At 66.6% G+C, this 17,091-nt stretch carries 17 protein-coding genes; 2 read left to right on the top strand and 15 right to left on the bottom strand.

Annotation, left to right across the window (positions count from 1 at the left end; translation table 11 throughout):
- Positions 1-12 precede the first annotated feature (12 nt).
- Positions 13-513, top strand: a complete 501-nt coding sequence (locus NF551_RS06055) for a MarR family winged helix-turn-helix transcriptional regulator (RefSeq protein WP_227894794.1) — start codon at positions 13-15, stop codon at positions 511-513.
- A 73-nt stretch (positions 514-586) separates the two neighbouring features.
- Here NF551_RS06055 and NF551_RS06050 read toward each other — a convergent pair whose 3' ends face one another.
- From NF551_RS06050 to dapA, 6 genes are all read right to left on the bottom strand, one after another.
- Positions 587-1,012 carry a helix-turn-helix domain-containing protein gene (locus tag NF551_RS06050; RefSeq protein ID WP_091606131.1) on the bottom strand — a complete coding sequence of 142 codons (426 nt, stop codon included), beginning with the start codon at positions 1,010-1,012 and terminating at the stop codon, positions 587-589.
- Between the two features lie 163 nt (positions 1,013-1,175).
- Entirely contained in the window at positions 1,176-1,649 is a 474-nt protein-coding gene (locus NF551_RS06045; RefSeq protein ID WP_227894795.1) for a CinA family protein, read from the bottom strand.
- The gene (gene pgsA, locus NF551_RS06040; RefSeq protein WP_227894796.1) at positions 1,646-2,248 is read right to left on the bottom strand and encodes a CDP-diacylglycerol--glycerol-3-phosphate 3-phosphatidyltransferase; all 603 of its coding nucleotides are present in this window, start codon (positions 2,246-2,248) and stop codon (positions 1,646-1,648) included. The genes NF551_RS06045 and pgsA overlap by 4 nt, the downstream gene beginning before the upstream one ends.
- A gap of 19 nt (positions 2,249-2,267) precedes the next feature.
- The gene (locus NF551_RS06035) at positions 2,268-5,117 is read right to left on the bottom strand and encodes an FtsK/SpoIIIE family DNA translocase (protein WP_227894797.1); all 2,850 of its coding nucleotides are present in this window, start codon (positions 5,115-5,117) and stop codon (positions 2,268-2,270) included.
- A gap of 108 nt (positions 5,118-5,225) precedes the next feature.
- Complete coding sequence (locus tag NF551_RS06030) at positions 5,226-6,917, bottom strand: ribonuclease J (protein WP_227894798.1); 1,692 nt, start codon at positions 6,915-6,917, stop codon at positions 5,226-5,228.
- A 6-nt stretch (positions 6,918-6,923) separates the two neighbouring features.
- On the bottom strand, positions 6,924-7,844 hold the full coding sequence (gene dapA / locus NF551_RS06025; protein ID WP_227894799.1) for a 4-hydroxy-tetrahydrodipicolinate synthase: 921 nt from the start codon (positions 7,842-7,844) through the stop codon (positions 6,924-6,926).
- Positions 7,845-7,934: 90 nt separating this feature from the next.
- Here dapA and NF551_RS06020 point away from each other — a divergent pair, with 90 nt between their 5' ends.
- Positions 7,935-9,107, top strand: a complete 1,173-nt coding sequence (locus NF551_RS06020; RefSeq protein WP_227894800.1) for a heparan-alpha-glucosaminide N-acetyltransferase domain-containing protein — start codon at positions 7,935-7,937, stop codon at positions 9,105-9,107.
- Positions 9,108-9,128: 21 nt separating this feature from the next.
- Here NF551_RS06020 and NF551_RS06015 read toward each other — a convergent pair whose 3' ends face one another.
- The 9 genes from NF551_RS06015 to NF551_RS05975 all read right to left on the bottom strand — a co-directional run bounded on the left by NF551_RS06015 (position 9,129) and on the right by NF551_RS05975 (position 17,073).
- Entirely contained in the window at positions 9,129-10,631 is a 1,503-nt protein-coding gene (locus tag NF551_RS06015; RefSeq protein WP_227894801.1) for a DHA2 family efflux MFS transporter permease subunit, read from the bottom strand.
- Positions 10,632-10,703: 72 nt separating this feature from the next.
- Positions 10,704-11,183 (bottom strand): hypothetical protein, encoded by a 480-nt coding sequence (locus tag NF551_RS06010; protein WP_227894802.1) that lies wholly within the window; start codon positions 11,181-11,183, stop codon positions 10,704-10,706.
- 10 nt (positions 11,184-11,193) lie between these two features.
- The gene (dapB, locus tag NF551_RS06005) at positions 11,194-11,952 is read right to left on the bottom strand and encodes a 4-hydroxy-tetrahydrodipicolinate reductase (protein ID WP_227894803.1); all 759 of its coding nucleotides are present in this window, start codon (positions 11,950-11,952) and stop codon (positions 11,194-11,196) included.
- Between the two features lie 16 nt (positions 11,953-11,968).
- Positions 11,969-12,409, bottom strand: a complete 441-nt coding sequence (locus NF551_RS06000; protein ID WP_227894804.1) for a molybdopterin synthase catalytic subunit — start codon at positions 12,407-12,409, stop codon at positions 11,969-11,971.
- Positions 12,399-12,905: a MogA/MoaB family molybdenum cofactor biosynthesis protein gene (locus tag NF551_RS05995; protein ID WP_227895322.1), complete on the bottom strand. Its 507-nt coding sequence runs from the start codon at positions 12,903-12,905 to the stop codon at positions 12,399-12,401. Before NF551_RS05995 ends, NF551_RS06000 begins: the two co-directional genes overlap by 11 nt.
- Positions 12,893-13,378 carry a cyclic pyranopterin monophosphate synthase MoaC gene (moaC, locus tag NF551_RS05990; protein WP_227894805.1) on the bottom strand — a complete coding sequence of 162 codons (486 nt, stop codon included), beginning with the start codon at positions 13,376-13,378 and terminating at the stop codon, positions 12,893-12,895. Before moaC ends, NF551_RS05995 begins: the two co-directional genes overlap by 13 nt.
- Positions 13,379-13,404: 26 nt before the next feature.
- Positions 13,405-14,640 carry a molybdopterin molybdotransferase MoeA gene (locus NF551_RS05985; protein ID WP_227894806.1) on the bottom strand — a complete coding sequence of 412 codons (1,236 nt, stop codon included), beginning with the start codon at positions 14,638-14,640 and terminating at the stop codon, positions 13,405-13,407.
- Between the two features lie 63 nt (positions 14,641-14,703).
- Positions 14,704-15,507 carry a tyrosine-protein phosphatase gene (locus NF551_RS05980; RefSeq protein WP_227894807.1) on the bottom strand — a complete coding sequence of 268 codons (804 nt, stop codon included), beginning with the start codon at positions 15,505-15,507 and terminating at the stop codon, positions 14,704-14,706.
- Between the two features lie 39 nt (positions 15,508-15,546).
- The gene (locus NF551_RS05975; RefSeq protein WP_227894808.1) at positions 15,547-17,073 is read right to left on the bottom strand and encodes a molybdopterin-dependent oxidoreductase; all 1,527 of its coding nucleotides are present in this window, start codon (positions 17,071-17,073) and stop codon (positions 15,547-15,549) included.
- Between the last annotated feature and the right edge of the window lie 18 nt (positions 17,074-17,091).

The following is a 17,091-nucleotide window of genomic DNA, read 5'->3' as shown; positions in this document are numbered from 1 at the left end:
AGAATAGGCTCCATGACCGAAAAGCTGCCGGCGACCATTCCCGCCACGAATCCGGCCATAGAAGACCTCGAACAGGAACTCAGTGTCTTGTGGCGCCGCGCGCGTGCAGCATCACAGCGGGTTGCCCGCGCTGTCCACCCGGACCTGGAGCCCGCCGCCTATGGACTCCTGGTGCTCCTGCAGCGCCAGGGACCCCTTCGCCTCACCGATATTGCCGCGGCGATCGGCGTTGGCAAACCCTCCGTGAGCCGGCAGATCGTGATGCTCGAGAACCTGGGACTGGTCCGCAAGCAGGCGGACCCGGACGACGGTCGGGCACAGGCCATCAGCCTCACGGATTCCGGCCGCGAACAGTTGCTGAAGACCCAGCGGGCACGCGAAGAACATTTTCACGCCCTGCTCCAGGCCTGGAGCGAAGACGAGGTCCGGGCACTGAGCGTGCTGCTGCATAAACTCAACAGCTCCCAGGCGCCCGCAGCGCCCGCAGCGCCGGCCGCCCGGCCCCCTTCATAGAAAAAGGCCCCGTCCGGGCTGGACAGGGCCTTATCGAGATCTTTGGGCGGGCAGCGGGTGCTGCCCGAGGTTGTTACGGCGTGCGGGCCAGGTCCCGAGCCAGGTCCTCCGGGAATTCACGGGCGAACTCGCGCGAGAATTCCGTAGGAACGGTGTCGGGGATGGAAACGCCTTCGGCGCTGGCCACACGATCACTGACCTCTCGAAGCATCAGGGACAAAGGCACATCAAGGGCGCTGCAGATCGAGGACAGGAGTTCCGAAGAAGCTTCCTTCTGTCCGCGTTCAACCTCGCTCAGGTATCCAAGGGAAACCCGGGCGCTGTGCGACACCTCGCGCAGGGTACGGCCCTGGCGCTGGCGTACGTCGCGGAGTACATCACCAATTTCGTGGCGTAGAACTACCATTTTGCGCTCCTTAGGTTCCCGGTGTGCATCTTCCGCCAACCCTACATCCCGCCAGCGAATAACGCCGTTCACGGATACGGGTTGCTTCACCATGTGTATGTCCTGCTCCCTTATAGGTCCGTCCGCGGCGAGAAACCGCGGAATGTTTAGATCCTAAACCTGAAACCTTGGTGGTTCCTGATACTAACAACTGACGCCGTTACGGTTTTGTTCCCGCACCCTGCCAGCGGATCCCAGGAGCCTCGCACTGCCCCGGCTACGCGGAAACCAGTTCCGCTTCCAACAGGTCCAGCGCGGCGGTACAGGCCTGCCGCCGGATTGAGTCTCTCTCGCCGGCGAACCGAAAACGCTGCGAGCGTACTCCGGACGCGGTGGCGATCCCGATAAATACAGTGCCGACGGGCTGTCCGTCATGCGGTTCCGGGCCGGCCGCACCCGTGGTGGACACTCCCACGTCCGTCCCCAGCAAACGCCGCACTCCGGAAGCCATTTGCTCGGCAACGTGTGCGTCTACCGACCCTGCGGTTGCCAGGAGTTCTTCCGAGACCCCCAGGACGCCGGCCTTGACCTCGTTCTGATAGGCGACGACGCCGCCCTGCAGCACGGCCGAAGCCCCCGGTACGGTGGCGATCTCGGCAGCCACCATGCCGGCGGTCAGGGACTCAGCGCACGCCACGCGCTTGCCGGACGCAGCTGCTGCCGCGACGACCCGGGCCGCGGTGCTGTTCACGATGACCGGCCGGTTGCACCCCGGGCGGTGCTGCGCAGCTTAATCGCCTGCAGGACATAGTCGACGCCGGTCACCACGGTGATGACGACGGCGGCGGCCATCGCGGCGGCGCTGATCCACCAGGCCCAGTCGCCCAGCCAGGAGGAGAGCGGCAGCAGGAACAGGAAAATCGCCAGGGTCTGGATCACGGTCTTGAGCTTTCCGCCGCGGGAAGCTGCCATGACTCCGTAGCGGATGACGACGAAACGCATCACGGTGATGCCGATTTCGCGGACCAGGATGACGATTGTTACCCACCACCAGAGCTCACCCAGGATGGAGAGCATCACCAGCGCGGAGCCGATCAGCAGCTTGTCTGCGATGGGATCGGCAATCTTCCCGAAGTCGGTGATCAGTCCCCGGCTGCGGGCCAGGTCGCCGTCGAGCTTGTCGGTGTAGATGGCCACGGCAAACGTCGCTACCGCCAGCCAGCGGAAAAGGCCGTCCCGCCCGTCGGCCACGAGGAACCAGATAAACAGCGGCACCATGATGATGCGGATGACCGTCAGGACATTGGCGATGTTGAGGGTAGGTACCCGCTCGGCTCCAGAATTGCTCACGAAACCAGACTAGCCGGATTCAGCGTCCGGTGAGATTCCACGCATCTTCGGATCCGTCATCGTCGCCGGTCCCCTCGGATCCGTCGTAATACTCGGTGGCCTGCTGCCGGGATTCGAGGTCCTGGGCCACGAGGTCCACTGGACCCCCGGTTTCGAAGCCGTGGTTCACGTTCGCGTTGTCGGCCAGCGCAGCCGTCTCCGCGGCATCGGCGCCGGTCAGCGGTTCTCCGCCCTGGATGGCAGCCAGCGTAGCGGCGAGGTCGTCCGGCTTGACCAGCACGTCGCGGGCCTTGGAGCCCTCGGAGGGGCCCACCACGCCGCGGGATTCGAGCAGGTCCATCAGCCGGCCTGCCTTGGCGAAGCCGACGCGCAGTTTCCGCTGGAGCATGGAGGTCGAACCGAACTGGGTGGTCACCACCAGCTCGGTGGCCTGCAGCAGGACATCGAGGTCGTCTCCGATGTCGTCTTCGATCTGCTTCTTCGGCGCCGTGACCGTGACGTCCTCGCGGTACGTGGCCTGGAGCTGGTTCTTCACGTGCTCAACGACCCGGTGGATCTCCGACTCGGTCACCCAGGCGCCCTGCACACGGATGGGCTTATTGGATCCCATGGGGAGGAAGAGTGCGTCACCCTGGCCGAGCAGTTTTTCGGCGCCGGGCTGGTCAAGGACCACGCGCGAGTCGGTCACCGAGGAGGTGGCGAAGGCCATGCGGGACGGGACGTTGGCCTTGATCAGGCCGGTGACGACGTCGACCGAGGGCCGCTGCGTGGCCAGGACCAGGTGGATGCCGGCGGCACGCGCCAGCTGCGTGATGCGCACGATCGAGTCTTCGACGTCCCTCGGCGCGACCATCATGAGGTCTGCAAGCTCGTCCACGATGACCAGCAGGTACGGGTAGGCCTTGATGACGCGCTTGGACCCCGCCGGCGGCACGACCTTGCCGTTGCGGACGGCCTTGTTGAAGTCGTCAATGTGCTTGTAGCCGAAGTTCGCCAGGTCGTCGTAGCGGGTGTCCATTTCCCGGACCACCCATTGCAGCGCCTCCGCTGCCTTCTTGGGGTTGGTGATGATCGGGGTGATCAGGTGCGGCACGCCCTCATACGCGGTCAGTTCCACGCGCTTGGGGTCCACCATGACCATGCGCACCTCATCAGGGGTGGAGCGCATCAGGATCGAGGTGATCATCGAGTTCACGAAGGAGGACTTGCCCGCGCCGGTGGCACCGGCCACCAGGAGGTGCGGCATCTTGGCCAGGTTCGCCACGACGAACCCGCCTTCGACGTCCTTGCCCACACCCATGACCATGGGATGGTCCGTCTTGCGTGCGGCATTGGAGCGCAGAACGTCGCCAAGGACAACGACTTCCTTGTCAGCGTTGGGGATTTCGATGCCGATGGCGGACTTGCCCGGGATCGGCGAGAGGATCCGCACATCCGAACTGGCGACGGCGTAGGAAATGTTCTTCGACAGGGCCGTGACCCGCTCGACCTTCGTGCCCTCGCCCAGCTCGATTTCGTAGCGCGTCACTGTTGGTCCGCGCGAGAAGCCGGTGACCTGGGCATCGACGTTGAACTGCTGGAGCGTGCGGGTCAGTGCTGCGACGACGGCGTCGTTGGCTTCCGAGCGTTCCTTGGCGGGAGGTCCGGACGGCAGGAACTCCGACGGCGGCAGGGTGTAGGTGACGTCGCCGGAGAGCTGGAGCTGCTCGGTGCGCTGGGGAATGGGGGCCGACGGCGGCACGTGGGCCACGGGGCGCGACGGCACCGGGGGCACCGGCGGGGCTGCGACGAGGGAGGCAGCAGCCTCCGGCACCAGCGAGATTGCTTCGGTGGGCGGCTCGGCATCCTCGAGGCCCTGGTCCCGGCGCAGCTTCTGCGTGGCCAGTTCCGCCTTCGTGGGACGGCGGACTCCCGGGGGCACCGCGGACTCGGCCGCAGCTGCTTCCTGCCGCTCTTCTTCATCACGCAGGAGTGCGGCTTCAAAGGCCTCATCCCCGGCGTAGCCGTCCGGATGCTCCGTCTCTTCGTCCTTGCGGCCCTTTCCGAAGCGGCGCTGCTTCTTGGGCTTTTCAGGCTTGTCCGCGGCGTACAGGTAGCTCTGGTCGTGGGCCTCGGGATCATCGGCGGCCAGGTCCTGGCCCATGAGGTGCTCGTACAGGGCACGCAGCCGCAGCGGAATATGCCGGAACGGCGTGGCGGTAACGATCAGCACGGAGATAAACACCAGCAGCGAAAGCAGGATGATGACCGGCCACTTGGTGATGGCCGCGGAAAGCGGCCCTGCGACCAGGAATCCGACGATTCCGCCGGAAACCCAGAGCTGGTCGAATCCGTCAGAGAGGGCAGGCCCGCCGCCGATCAGGTGGGTGATACCGGCACCGGAGCAGAGCATCAGGGTCAGCCCGATGCTGATCCGGCCGTTGGCGCGGTGCCGTTCGGGATACCGGAACAGCCGCACGGAGGCGGTCAGGAGCATAAAGGGAAGCACGACGGCCATCCAGCCGAAAGTGCCGGCGGCGCCGGCATGGATGACGTCGGCAACCGGACCGCGCAGCGCCCACCATTCAACGGTGGCGACAAGCAGCGCGGTAAGGATGAGGAAGAATCCGGTGCCGTCGCGGCGGACGTCCCGGTCGGGAACGACGTCGGTGCCCAGTTTGCGCACTCCGGCGCCGACGATTCGGGCGATGCCCATCCAGGCGCCCTGGATGGCGCGCAGCGGCAGCGGAAGGGTCTCCTCGGGTGCCGCCTTGGCGGCCTGGCTGCGGCCCGTGGACTTGCCCTTCGCTGCGGTCTTTCCACCGGCGCCCCGGGAGGGAGTCCGGCTGGTCGAAGTGCCGCGCGCGGAGGGGGAAGTACGAGTCGCCATACTGGCCACGCTACCGGACGCAGGCCCCAAAACCCCGAATATACGCGCCAGGCAGCCGCTTTCCTTCCCCCGGCGACAGGCCGCCGGGGGAAGGAAGGAGCGGCAGGATTATGCCTCGAGAACCACCGGAACGATCATCGGGCGGCGGCGGAGCCTGCGGTTGACCCAGGTCCCCACGACGCGGCGGACAACCTGCTGCAGCTGGTAGGCCGTGTGGTCGCGGTTGGACATCACGGCTTCCTCCAGAGCCTTGCTGATCTTGGGCTTGATCTCGTCGAACACGGCATCGTCTTCGGCGAAGCCGCGGGCATGGATCTCCGGCCCGGAGACGATGGTGCCGGTGCTGCGGTTCACCACGGTGATGACCGAGATGAAGCCTTCCTCACCAAGGATGCGGCGGTCCTTCAAGTCAGTGTCGGTGATCTCGCCAACGCTGGAGCCGTCCACGTAGACGAAGCCGCACTCAACGTTGCCGACCACCCGGGCCTTGCCGTTGACCAGATCCACCACGGTGCCGTCGTCGGCGAGGATGATGTTCTCTTCCGGCACGCCCGTCTGGGCGGCGAGCTTGCCGTTGGCGATCAGGTGCCGGGTTTCGCCGTGCACGGGCATGGCGTTCTTCGGCTTCAGGATGTTGTAGGTGTAGAGCAGCTCCCCCGCCGAGGCGTGGCCCGAGACGTGGATCTTGGCGGTTCCCTTGTGGACCACGTCGGCGCCGAGCTTCATCAGCCCGTTGATCACACGGAAGACGGCGTTCTCATTGCCCGGGATCAGGGACGAGGCCAGGATTACGGTGTCGCCGCGGCCCACGTTGATGCGGTGGTCTCCGTTGGCCATGCGCGAGAGCGCTGCCATCGGCTCGCCCTGCGAACCCGTGGACATCAGGACCAGTTTGTGGTCCGGCATGTTATCCACGTTCTTCAGGTCCACCAGGATGCCCTCGGGTACGTGGAGGTAGCCCAGCTTCTCTGCGATGGCCATGTTCCGCACCATGGAGCGGCCGACGAAGCAGACCTTGCGTCCGTGCGCGGCAGCGGCGTCGAGCACCTGCTGGACGCGGTGGATGTGGGAGGAGAAGGAAGCGACGATGATCCGCTTCTTGACCTTGCCGAAGAGCTCTTCGAGCACCGGGCCGATGTTGCGTTCGGGTGAAGTGAACCCGGGAACGTCGGCGTTGGTGGAGTCCGCCATGTAGAGGTCCACGCCCTCTTCGCCCAGCCGGGCGAACGCGCGCAGGTCGGTGATGCGGCCGTCCAGGGGAAGCTGGTCCATCTTGAAGTCGCCGGTATGCAGGACAGTGCCGGCGTCGGTCCGGATGAATACCGCGAGGGCGTCCGGAATGGAGTGGTTTACCGCCACGAATTCGCACTCGAAGGGGCCGAGCTGCTCAACCTGGCCTTCCTTCACGGTGAGCGTGAACGGCTTGATCCGGTGCTCCTGGAGCTTCGCCTCGATCAGCGCCAGCGTCAGCTGGGATCCGATGAGCGGGATGTCCTTCTTCAGCCGCAGCAGGTACGGAACGGCACCGATATGGTCCTCGTGTCCGTGGGTGAGCACGACGCCCACGACGTCGTCCAGCCGGTCCTCGATGTAGGAGAAGTCCGGGAGGATCAGGTCAACGCCCGGCTGGGTCTCTTCCGGGAAGAGCACACCGCAGTCCACGATGAGCAGCTTGCCGTCGATTTCGAAGACGGCCATGTTGCGGCCGATCTCTCCGAGCCCGCCCAGCGCCACGATGCGCAGCGTCCCGGGCTTGAGGCGGGGAGGAGTCTTCAGTGCGGTGTCCGCAGTTTCAATCATGTTTTATTACGCCTTGTCCTGGGAAAAATCCCATCCTGCTTCGGCCAGGTCCGCCAGGACAGCTTCCATCTCGATCGCGTCGGGAGCCACCAGCGGCAGCCGTACGGCGGCGTTGGGGATCACTCCCTGCATCTTGAGGATCTGCTTGGCGGAAATGGCACCTGGTATGTGTGTCATTACGGCTCGCACTACCGGATCCAGTTCAAAGTGGATCCTGCGGGCCTTATCGAAATCTCCTGCGGCTGCCGCGTCCACGAGTGCGCGGAACGCGCGGGTCGCAACGTGGGCGCTGACGCTGACGACGCCGGCGGCTCCGGCCACCATCCACGGCAGCGTCAGTCCGTCGTCACCGGCGTAGACATCCAGCGTGGTGTTGGCCAGGACCCTGGTGACGGCAGCAAAGTCGGCCTTGGCGTCCTTGAGCGCCAGGACCTTGGGGTTCTCCGCGAGGCGGAACATCGTCTCCGTGGCGATGGGGATCCCGGCGCGGCCCGGGATGTCATAAATCATGATGGGCAGATCGCTGGCCGCCGAAACGGCGTCGAAGTGAGCGATCACGCCGGCCTGGGTCGGCTTGTTGTAATACGGCGTCACCACCAGCTGTCCGTCTGCACCGGCGCGTTCTGCCCGCTTGGCCATTTCCACCGAGTGGGAGGTGTGGTTGGTGCCGGTTCCGGCAATGACCTTCGCCCGTCCGCCGACAGTCTGCGCAACGACGCGGAAAAGGTCTTCCTTTTCGCTGTCCTCAAGGGTGGAGGTTTCGCCGGTCGTTCCGGAGATAACCAGGCCGTCACAGCCGTCCTCAACGAGTTTGTTGGCCAGGAAGGCCGTGGCCTCGAAGTCGACTTCGCCGTCGGCAGTGAACGGGGTGACCATCGCGGTCACCAGGGTTCCGAACGGACGGGAAGAAAGAGAAGAGTCAGCCATGGGTAAAACGTTACCTGTTGGACCTGCAATTGGGACAAACGGACACAGGCGCAGCCCGAGGCCGGGCGGGGCCTGTGAGACGATTCTGCAATGAGCAGAACGCGTCTGACGGGCATCGATGCGGCCCGCGGGGTGGCTTTGCTGGGCATGATGTCCACCCATATCTTCCCCTTGTATGACCCGGTAACCGGGGAACCCGCCTTTGTGGCGCTGGTGTTCTCCGGGCGCGCTTCGGCGCTGTTCGCCGTCGTGGCCGGCATTGGACTGGCACTGCTCACGGGGGGACCGAATCCCGGTGCCGGGCGTTCCCCGGCAGCCAGCCGGCGCGGCATCGCCGCCCGGGCGGTGGTGATCGCGCTGATCGGCCTGCTGCTGGGCGGGCTCGACACCTCGATCGCGATCATCCTGTTCCACTACGCCGTACTGTTCCTGCTGGTCCTGCCGTTCACGAACATGCGGCTGCCCAGGCTGGCGGTCTGGGCAGGTGCGTGGGTGTGCCTTTCCCCTGTACTCGCCTATCTGGTGCGGCCGTGGCTGATCGATAACGTGGTTCCGCCGGATGTCGGCGGCAACATCACGTGGGAACATTTCCTGGAACCGGCCACCCTGCTCTCGGATGTCCTCTTCACCGGCGTCTACCCGGCTCTCCAGTGGATGAGCTACCTGCTGATCGGCATGGTGATCGGGCGGCTGCAGCTCTCGGATCTCCGGGTGCAGGCCGGGCTGCTTGCCGCGGGCATCTTCGCGGCGCTGGGCGCCAAGTACCTGAGCTGGTACCTGCTCATTGATGCCGGCGGGTTCGCTGAGCTGCTCACCACCGAGTCGGGGCGGACGTGGCCCATCGGACGGATGCTCGAGGTCAACCTGACCGGGGTGGACCAGTCCGGCTCCTGGTGGTGGCTGGCGGTAAGCGCTCCGCACTCCGGAACCACGTTTGACCTGCTTCATACGGCAGGGACAGCGGCCGCCGTCGTCGCGGCCTGCCTGCTTTTGACCCGTTCCCGCCCGAACCTGCTGCTCCCGCTCTCTGCGGCAGGGGCGATGACGCTGACGCTGTACAGCGTCCACATCTGGGTGATGGCCCTCCTGGACGCGCAGCAGACCGCACCGGACCCGGGGTGGGTCTTCTGGCTCCAAGCCGCAGCAGCGGCCCTGGTGGGCCTGGCCTTTATCCGCCTGGGTTCCCGCGGCCCGCTGGAGACCGTCGCGTCGGGGGCTTCCCGGCTGGCCCGGGACGGAAAACTGACCGGGAACCGCCGCTGACGGCAGTGCACCGCTCCGGTATCAGTGCCCGGCAGGGAGCACTTCACCCTCGGCCGCTGCCGGCTTGCGGACAAAGAAGGCTGCCGCCACAGCCAGGACGCTGATCAACGCACCGGCAAGGAACGCAGACTGCACGCCTGCAGCAGTGGCCTCGACGCCGCCGGCTCCCTGCGCAAGCTTCGCGGCTGTACCGGTGGAGAGCAGCGTCACGAACAGTGCGGTTCCCGCACCGCCCATGACCTGCTGCACCGTGTTCAGGATGGCACTGCCATGCGAGTACAGCCTCGGCTCCAGGGATCCCAGCGACGAAGTGAACAGCGGAGTAAAGGTCATGGCCAGGCCAATGCTGAGCAGGACGTGGATGACCGGGATAACGAACACCGGGGTGTCCTGGCGGAAGAAGGCCATCATGGCCCAGAGACTTCCGCTGACCAGCACCGAGCCGCCAATCAGGAGGGCTGTCGGGCCGATCCGGTCATAGATCCGGCCGACGACCGGTGACAGGATGCCCATGATGAGGCCGCCCGGCAGCAGGAGCAGGCCGGTCGTCAGGGTTCCCAGGCCCAGGACGGACTGCATGTAGATGGGCAGGACAATCAGGCTGCCGAAGAGGGTGATGCTCGACGCCGCGATCATGGCGATCGAAATCGTGAAGTTCCCCGTGCGGAAGGCCCGGAGGTCCAGCAGCGGCTCCGATATGCGGGCGAGCCTGCCCTGGCGGAGGATGAAGAGCACGAGGGCGCCCACGCCGACTGCGAAGGGAACCAAAGGCGGAACAGGCGCCGGGTTGTGGGACGCCCCCTCGCCCAGTGCAGAGAGTCCGTACAGCAGCCCGCCGAAGGCGAACGCGGAGAGGATGACGGACAGGACGTCGAGCGGGACCTTGCGCGGTTCGGTGACGTTTTTAATCTTGGCCGCGCCCAGGACCAGGGCGGCGACGGCGATGGGCAGCACCAGGATGAACATGAAGCGCCAGCTCAGCACGCTGAGGATCACTCCGGAAATGGTCGGCCCGATGGCGGGCGCCACGGAGATGACGATGGAAATGTTGCCCATGGTGCGCCCGCGTGCGGCCGGGGCGACGAGCGTCATCGCCGTCGTCATGAGCAGCGGAAGCATGATCGCTGTCCCGCTTGCCTGCACGACCCTGCCGATGAGCAGGACCGCAAAGCCGGGAGCGAGGGCTGCGACCAGCGTTCCACAGGTGAAGAGGATCATGGCGAGCAGGAAGATCTGCCGGGTGTGGAAACGCTGCAGCAGGAATCCCGTGATCGGAATGATCACTGCCATGGTGAGCAGGAACCCGGTGGTGAGCCACTGTGCGCTGGCCGCGCTGATGTCCAGGTCCGCCATGAGCGTGGGAAGGGCAACGCTCATAATCGTCTCGTTCAGGATGACGACGAACGCCGAAACGATCAGGATGCCGATGACCAGCCGGTTGCGTGCAGCGTGCGGATCTGCGCCGGTGGCGGCGGATACTGCCGGATCGGGTCGTGTGGGGCGGTTTCCGGCATGGGTCGTCAAAAAAGGGTCCTCGGATCGATTGCGCAGAGAGGCAGTACGCCCCTGAAAAGTATTGGTCTTGCTCTGTCCGTATTAGCTAACCGAAGCCGGGGCGAAAAGCTTCCCGGCGTGGCGCATCGCGGCACGTGCACGCTTGCGGTCCCCGGCGGCGTCGTACGCGCAGGAGAGCCGGAACCAGGCCCGCCATTGTTCCGGGTCGGCTTCGACCTCGGCCTGGTACTTTACGAACTCGGCGTCGGCAGCCTCCCGCACGATCCGCCCGCCCGGAGTCCGCGGCAGGTCATCGACGGGAAGTCCTCCCTCGTCGGCGAGGATGCGGGCCATTTTCTCGGTCTGCGCCCCAAAGAGCAGTTCGCGGACCAGCGCCCACACACCCACTGCGGGCAGGACGAAGTAGGCGGCACCCATGGCTTTGGTCACGAGGCCGTCTGACATCATCAGCAGCCATCCGCGCTGCGCGACGACCAGGATGTAGAAGACCAGGAGGATGGTGACGAGCAGGACACCGATCTTGGCCCGGTTATGGAACAGACCTGAAAAGAAGGTAGACAAGTGCGTTTCCTTAGGCGTTCAGGTTGAGGTAGCCGTCGAGGCCGACAGTGAGGCCCGGATGCGCTGCGACTTCGCGCAGGCCGAGCAGGACGCCGGGCATAAAGGAGGCCCGGTCGTAGGAATCGTGGCGGATGGTCAGCTGCTCCCCCGGCCCGCCCAGGAGGACCTCTTGGTGGGCTACCAGTCCGCGCAGGCGCACGGAGTGCACGCGGACTCCGCTGACGTCGGCCCCGCGTGCACCGGGCAGCTCCGTGGTTGTGGCGTCAGGTGACGGCCCGGTTCCGGCGTCGGAACGGGCGGCAGCTATCAGTTCAGCGGTCCGGGCCGCGGTGCCGGAAGGGGCATCTACCTTGTCCGGATGATGGAGTTCGACAATCTCCACGGACTCGAAGTACGGTGCGGCTTTGGCTGCAAACGCCGAAGCGAGCACGGAACCGAGGGCGAAGTTCGGGGCAATGAGGACACCGGTTTCCGGGTGCTCCGCCAGCAGCTCTTCCAGGCGCTGAAGGCGCCCGGCGTCCCAGCCGGTGGTTCCGACGACGGCGTGCATGCCGTGCTCGACGGCGAAGCGGACGTTGGCTTCGGTGCTGTCCGGAACGGTCAGGTCCACCACGTACTGCGCGCCGGCGGAGACCAGTGTCTGCAGGGAACCGGTGCGGCCCAGTGCCGCCACAAGTTCCAGGTCCGGGGCTGCTTCCACGGCCTTGACCGCTTCGGAGCCCATACGTCCGGTGGCACCGAGCACCGCGACAGGCAGTTTTTTACTCATGGGTCCAGATTACCGGTCAGGCGGGGGCGTCGCTGACGCCTACCCACTCGACGGTCCCGTCGTCAAAGACCTGTTCCTTCCAGACGGGGACCTGGGCCTTTACGGTATCCACCAGCTCTGCGCACGCGGCGAAGGCGGTGCCGCGGTGGGCGGAGGCGACGGCGGCAACCAGGGCTGCGTCCCCGATCTCCAGCGCTCCGGTGCGGTGGCCCACCCAGATCCGCACGCCGTCGTACTTTCGCGCAGTCTCCGCGGCGACCTCCGCGATGGCGGCGCCGGCCGTGGGATGGGCGCTGTAGCCCAGGGAGGCGACGCCGCGGCCGCCGTCGTGGTTGCGGACAATCCCGCTGAAAGTCACTACGGCGCCGTCCTGCGGGGTCCAGACCGCGGCGTAGGCGGTCTCGGTGTCCAGGACCGACTCGCCAACGGTGGCAGCGACGACTTTGCTAGTGCTCATTCTTTCCCTCCAACAGGCCGCAGATGTGTCCGAGGACAGGTTCCAGGACAGCCAGTCCGTCGGCGACGGCGGACGGAGATCCGGGAAGGTTCACGACAAAACTCGAGCCTGCCGTTCCGGCGTATCCGCGGGTCAGTGCGGCCATCGGTGTCTTGGCCAGGCCGGCGGCGCGCAGTGCTTCCATGATGCCGGGAACCTGGCGGTCCAGCAGCGGCAGGGTCTGCTCGGGAGTGGCGTCGGTCGGGCTGATGCCCGTGCCGCCGCTGGTGACCACCACGGACGGCTGCAGGGCCAGCATGCGCTTCAGCGCCTGGCCCACCGCATCACCGTCGGGCACCACTTCAGCCAGCACGACGTCGTATCCCAGTGCGTAGAACCAGTCCTGCAGCAGCGGACCGGCTTCATCCTCATAGATTCCCGCGGAGGCGCGGGTGGAGGCGACCAGGATCGCCGCCGTCCGGCGTGCGGGTTCCTTCCGGGGGCTCACAGCGCCCAGTCCCCGCTTTTGCCGCCCGACTTGGCCAGCACCATGATGTCGGAGATCGCCGCGTGTTTGTCCACGGCCTTGATCATGTCGTAGAGGGTCAGGGCCGTGACGGAGACCGCTGTCAGGGCCTCCATCTCAACACCGGTCAGGGCCTTGGTCTTCACCGTTGCCTTCATCAGAACGGTGCTCTCCCCCGGCTCGAAGTCCACCGTCACCTTGGTGATTGGCAGCGGATGGCACAGCGGGATGAGGTTCGAGGTCTGTTTGGCGGCCATGATGCCAGCCACGCGGGATACGGCAAAAGCATCACCCTTGGGCAGGTCACCGTCGCTGAGCAGCCGCACCACGTCAGCAGTGGTGTTCAGCACCGCCTGTGCCGTGGCTTCGCGGGAGGTCTCGGCTTTCGCGGAGACATCGACCATGTGGGCGGTTCCGTCCGCCCTGACATGGGTCAGTGCCGGCTGGTTTTCGTCTCCGGCCATCGGCGCGGTCCTTTCGGTAAAACGGGTCATTCCAACAGCCATACTGTCACTTCCGAGCCGGCGGGGAGACGTTCTGTTTCTTCCGGAACCAGGACAAGTGCGTTGGAGGCAGCCAGGGCATGGATGAGGTGGGAGCCGGGCCCGCCGACGAGCGCCACCGTGCCGGCGTCGTACTGACCCCGCCGGACCTGCAGTTTCCCTGCCGGGCTCAGCGCCTCCTCGGCGAGGAGGGCTGTGAGGACCCGGCGTGGTGCCGGCAGGCCGGTCAAAGCGCTGAGCGCGGGCCGCAGGAACACTTCGAAGGAGACCAGGGCGCTGACAGGATTGCCCGGGAAAGCCAGGAAAGGCACTCCGTCCACGGTCCCGATCCCCTGCGGACCGCCGGGCTGCATGGCCACCGAGATGAACTCGACGCCGTCGGCCGCCAGCGCCAGCCGCACCACCTCATACGCGCCCTTGCTGATACCGCCCGAGGTGAGGATCAGGTCCACCGGGTGCCGGGACAGGTCTTCGCGCAGGGCCGCGAGGAAATCCCCCGGGGAGTCCGCCAGGATGCGGGAGCGGATAACTTCGGCACCGGCTTCGCGCAGGCTGACAGCAAGCAGGGTGGTGTTCGCGTCATGGATCTGGCCCGGTGCCAGGGGCCGGCCCGGCTCCACCACCTCATCGCCGGTGCTCAGCAGCAGCACCCGGAGGGGCGCGCGGACGCTGGCGACGGGGATTCCCAGGGCCGCCAGCAGACCCAGCTGCGCCGCCCCAAGCCGTGTTCCGGCGGCCAGTGCCATGTCTCCCGCCGCAATGTCGCTGCCCCTGGAACGGACGAACTGTCCGGCCGGAACGCTGCCAGGCAGGAAAACAGCCTCCCCTTCGGGGTGCGGGTAGAACGTGTCCGGCACGGCACGCTCAATGGGTACGACGGCGTCCGCCCCCTCGGGCAGCATGGCTCCGGTCATGATCGGAGCTGCAGTGCCGGGGGCCAGGCCGGGAGCGGGCGCTCCGGCCGGAATGGCCGCAGCGACAGCCAGTTCCACGGCTGCTCCCCCGCTGTCCAGGTCCGTGCTGCGGACGGCGTAGCCGTCCATCTGTGAGTTGGCGAACGGCGGAAGGCTGCCCGGGGCACGGACGTCACCGGCAAGGATGCGTCCGGCGGCGGCTTCCAGGCTCCGTTCCTGCGTCCGGCTGCGGAGGTTCTGTGCCAGCAGCTGCGCAACAGCGTCCTGGTGCTCCTGTACCGGGCGCCCCCGGTTGCCTGTGCTCCCCACGTGTCTCCTTCATCCGGCGTTCTTCCGGAAGTCTATGCGAGGGCTCTGGCCCTGCCGTTGTGCCTAGTCGCGCAGGCGACTGCGCAGGTCGGACAGTTCGGCGTCACTGAGTCCGCCGAAACGCAGGTATTCGGCCGACGAACCGTGGTTTTCCTCGACCCAGGCCAGCGCAGCGCGTATGACCCCGGCCGGTGCCTTGGTTGCCAGTGTGATGATTTCATCGTTCAGGGGAATCCCCAGTGCAGTGACCATGCCCAGCGTTTTCTCCGCCCAGGCGCCCGCGAGGTTGCGTTCGCTTGCCTCGTAGTCGGCGACGATCGCACCGGTTTCCACCCCGACAGCGTCCAGGATCAGCGCGACGGCAACACCGGTACGGTCCTTGCCCGCCGTGCAGTGGACCAGGGTTGCCGAACCGGGTCCGGTTGCCGACACTGCCCTGGCGCTCTGGGCAAACTCCGGCGCGGCGTGCTGCAGCATCCCGGTGTAGACCTCCCCCAGTGTGGGGAGCTGACCCACGGCGGCCTGCACCGCGCGTGCTGCCGCAGCCCGGTCACCGGAGAGACTCGCCCGCTGCATTTCCTGCTGCGCCATCGCCGTGAACGCTCCCTCCAGCAGCGGCAGGTCCAGCTTCAGGAAGGTGTTCACGGCAGGCAGCCGGTCCGGTGCCATCTGCTGCTCTGCCGGCGTGCGGTAGTCAACAATGACACTGATCCCGGATCCGGCCAGTTCCTCGAGGCCGTGCGGGGTCAGCCCCGCGATTGCGTCGGAGCGGTACAGCACTCCGGAATTGACGGTCCCGCCTCCGGAGAGCGGCAATCCGCCCAGGTCACGGAAGTTAACAGTGCCTTCGAGAGTCGTTATAGCCATTGCTCGACCCTAGCGGATACCCCGGACGGGACGGGGTGTTCAGCCGGCGCTGACCGTGACCGAATGCAGGCCGGTGGCGCCGTCGGGCACCACGGGCCGATTCGTTGCGTCCTGCACGTTGCCGGCTGCGTCGAAGGCCCGGACTTCCACGGTGTGGTCGCCGGCGGAAAGCTCGACGTCGGCCGCGAACTGCCGCCAGGTGTCCGCCGAGATGCCGGCGGCAAGCCGCGCGTCCTGCCACTCGCCGTCGTCGACCTTGACCTGGACGTTGCTGATGCCCGTGTGCTGGGCCCAGGCGACGCCGGCAACCGTCACGGTGCCGGCGCTGAGCCGGGCATTGCGCGACGGCGTGTCGATCCGTGAAGAGAGTTTGACCGGACCGCGCTCGGACCAGCCCCGGTCTGTCCAGTACGCAGTCTCATCCGCGAACCGGGAAACCTTCAGCTCGGTGACCCACTTGGTCGCCGACACGTACCCGTAGAGGCCAGGCACCACCATCCGGACCGGGAAGCCGTGTTCCGGAGGCAGCGGCTCACCGTTCATGCCAACCGCCAGCAGCGAATCGCGGGCATCGGTCAGGGCCTCCAGCGGCGTCGTGGCGGTCCAGCCGTCTTCGCTGGCGGACAGGACGACGTCGGCGCCGGCCTGCACCCCGGCTTCGGCCAGGAGCTTCCTCACCGGCCAGCCGAGCCACCGGGCGTTGCCAATCAAGGACCCGCCCACTTCGTTGGAAACGCAGGCCAGCGTGACCCAGCTTTCCTGCAGGGGCTTGGCCAGCAGCTGGTCATAGGTGAGTTCGACCTCCCTCTCCACGAGCCCCGTGACGCGCAGCCGCCACTCACGCGGGTTCACCAGCGGGACCCGGAGGGCTGTGTCGATCCGGTAGAAGTCGGCATTGGGCGTGATGAGGGGCTCAGTTCCCGGAATACTGAGGTCCGCGCCGGCCGGAACGGGTAATGCCGGTTCCACCGGTGACGGCAGATCGATGCCTGCGCGCAGGTCTTCAGCTGCTACCTGTGAACTGCGGGACAGCCCGGCCAGGCCGCCGCCGACCGCCGCCACGGCTGCCCCGCCGCCCACCGCTGCGAGGACGTCCCGTCGGCTGGCTCCCGGGTGTCCCGGGCCCGAAGCCGCGTAGCTGCGGATCCGTGCGGCCAGTGTACGAAGGACGAGCACACCAACCAGCCCGGCCAGCAGCGGTGGCAGGAGCGTCAACGCAGAAAACTGTGCCCGGGAGAGCGCCGCCGCCGCGCCCAGCACGCCAAAACCGGCCAGTACGGCCGAGCCCCACGGCGGACGCCTGGTTTCCAGCAGCCCGCAGGCCATGCCGATCAGGGCGATGACCAGCAGCATTCCGGCAAGGAGGGCGATTTTGTCCGCGGTGCCGAAGACTGCAATGGCCCAGTCCTTGACAGGTCCCGGCACGGCATCGACCACCACCGCTCCTACAGCCGTAACCGGTGACAAGGCAGGGCTCAGGACCGCCGCGGACAGCTCCCCGGCTGCGACGGCAAGCGCCGCTGCCACCAGCCCTGCAGCGCCGGCCCAGGGCCAGGTTCTTGGCATCGTTCTCTTCTCCGGTCA

The organism is Arthrobacter caoxuetaonis (assembly GCF_023921125.1).
In the GTDB taxonomy this organism is placed as follows: Bacteria; Actinomycetota; Actinomycetes; order Actinomycetales; family Micrococcaceae; genus Arthrobacter_B; species Arthrobacter_B caoxuetaonis.
Note: the sequence above shows the minus strand (reverse complement) of the source record. Positions and strands in the feature narration are given on the sequence as shown.

Bases quoted from the DNA above. Each gene is read 5' to 3' on its own strand.
- NF551_RS06055 (WP_227894794.1), top strand. From the start codon at position 13: ATGACCGAAAAGCTGCCGGCGACCATTCCCGCCACGAATCCGGCCATA.
- NF551_RS06050 (WP_091606131.1), bottom strand. From the start codon at position 1,012: ATGGTGAAGCAACCCGTATCCGTGAACGGCGTTATTCGCTGGCGGGAT.
- NF551_RS06035 (WP_227894797.1), bottom strand. From the start codon at position 5,117: ATGGCGACTCGTACTTCCCCCTCCGCGCGCGGCACTTCGACCAGCCGG.
- NF551_RS06030 (WP_227894798.1), bottom strand. From the start codon at position 6,917: ATGATTGAAACTGCGGACACCGCACTGAAGACTCCTCCCCGCCTCAAG.
- dapA (WP_227894799.1), bottom strand. From the start codon at position 7,844: ATGGCTGACTCTTCTCTTTCTTCCCGTCCGTTCGGAACCCTGGTGACC.
- NF551_RS06020 (WP_227894800.1), top strand. From the start codon at position 7,935: ATGAGCAGAACGCGTCTGACGGGCATCGATGCGGCCCGCGGGGTGGCT.
- dapB (WP_227894803.1), bottom strand. From the start codon at position 11,952: ATGAGTAAAAAACTGCCTGTCGCGGTGCTCGGTGCCACCGGACGTATG.
- NF551_RS06000 (WP_227894804.1), bottom strand. From the start codon at position 12,409: ATGAGCACTAGCAAAGTCGTCGCTGCCACCGTTGGCGAGTCGGTCCTG.
- moaC (WP_227894805.1), bottom strand. From the start codon at position 13,378: ATGGCCGGAGACGAAAACCAGCCGGCACTGACCCATGTCAGGGCGGAC.
- NF551_RS05980 (WP_227894807.1), bottom strand. From the start codon at position 15,507: ATGGCTATAACGACTCTCGAAGGCACTGTTAACTTCCGTGACCTGGGC.
- NF551_RS05975 (WP_227894808.1), bottom strand. From the start codon at position 17,073: ATGCCAAGAACCTGGCCCTGGGCCGGCGCTGCAGGGCTGGTGGCAGCG.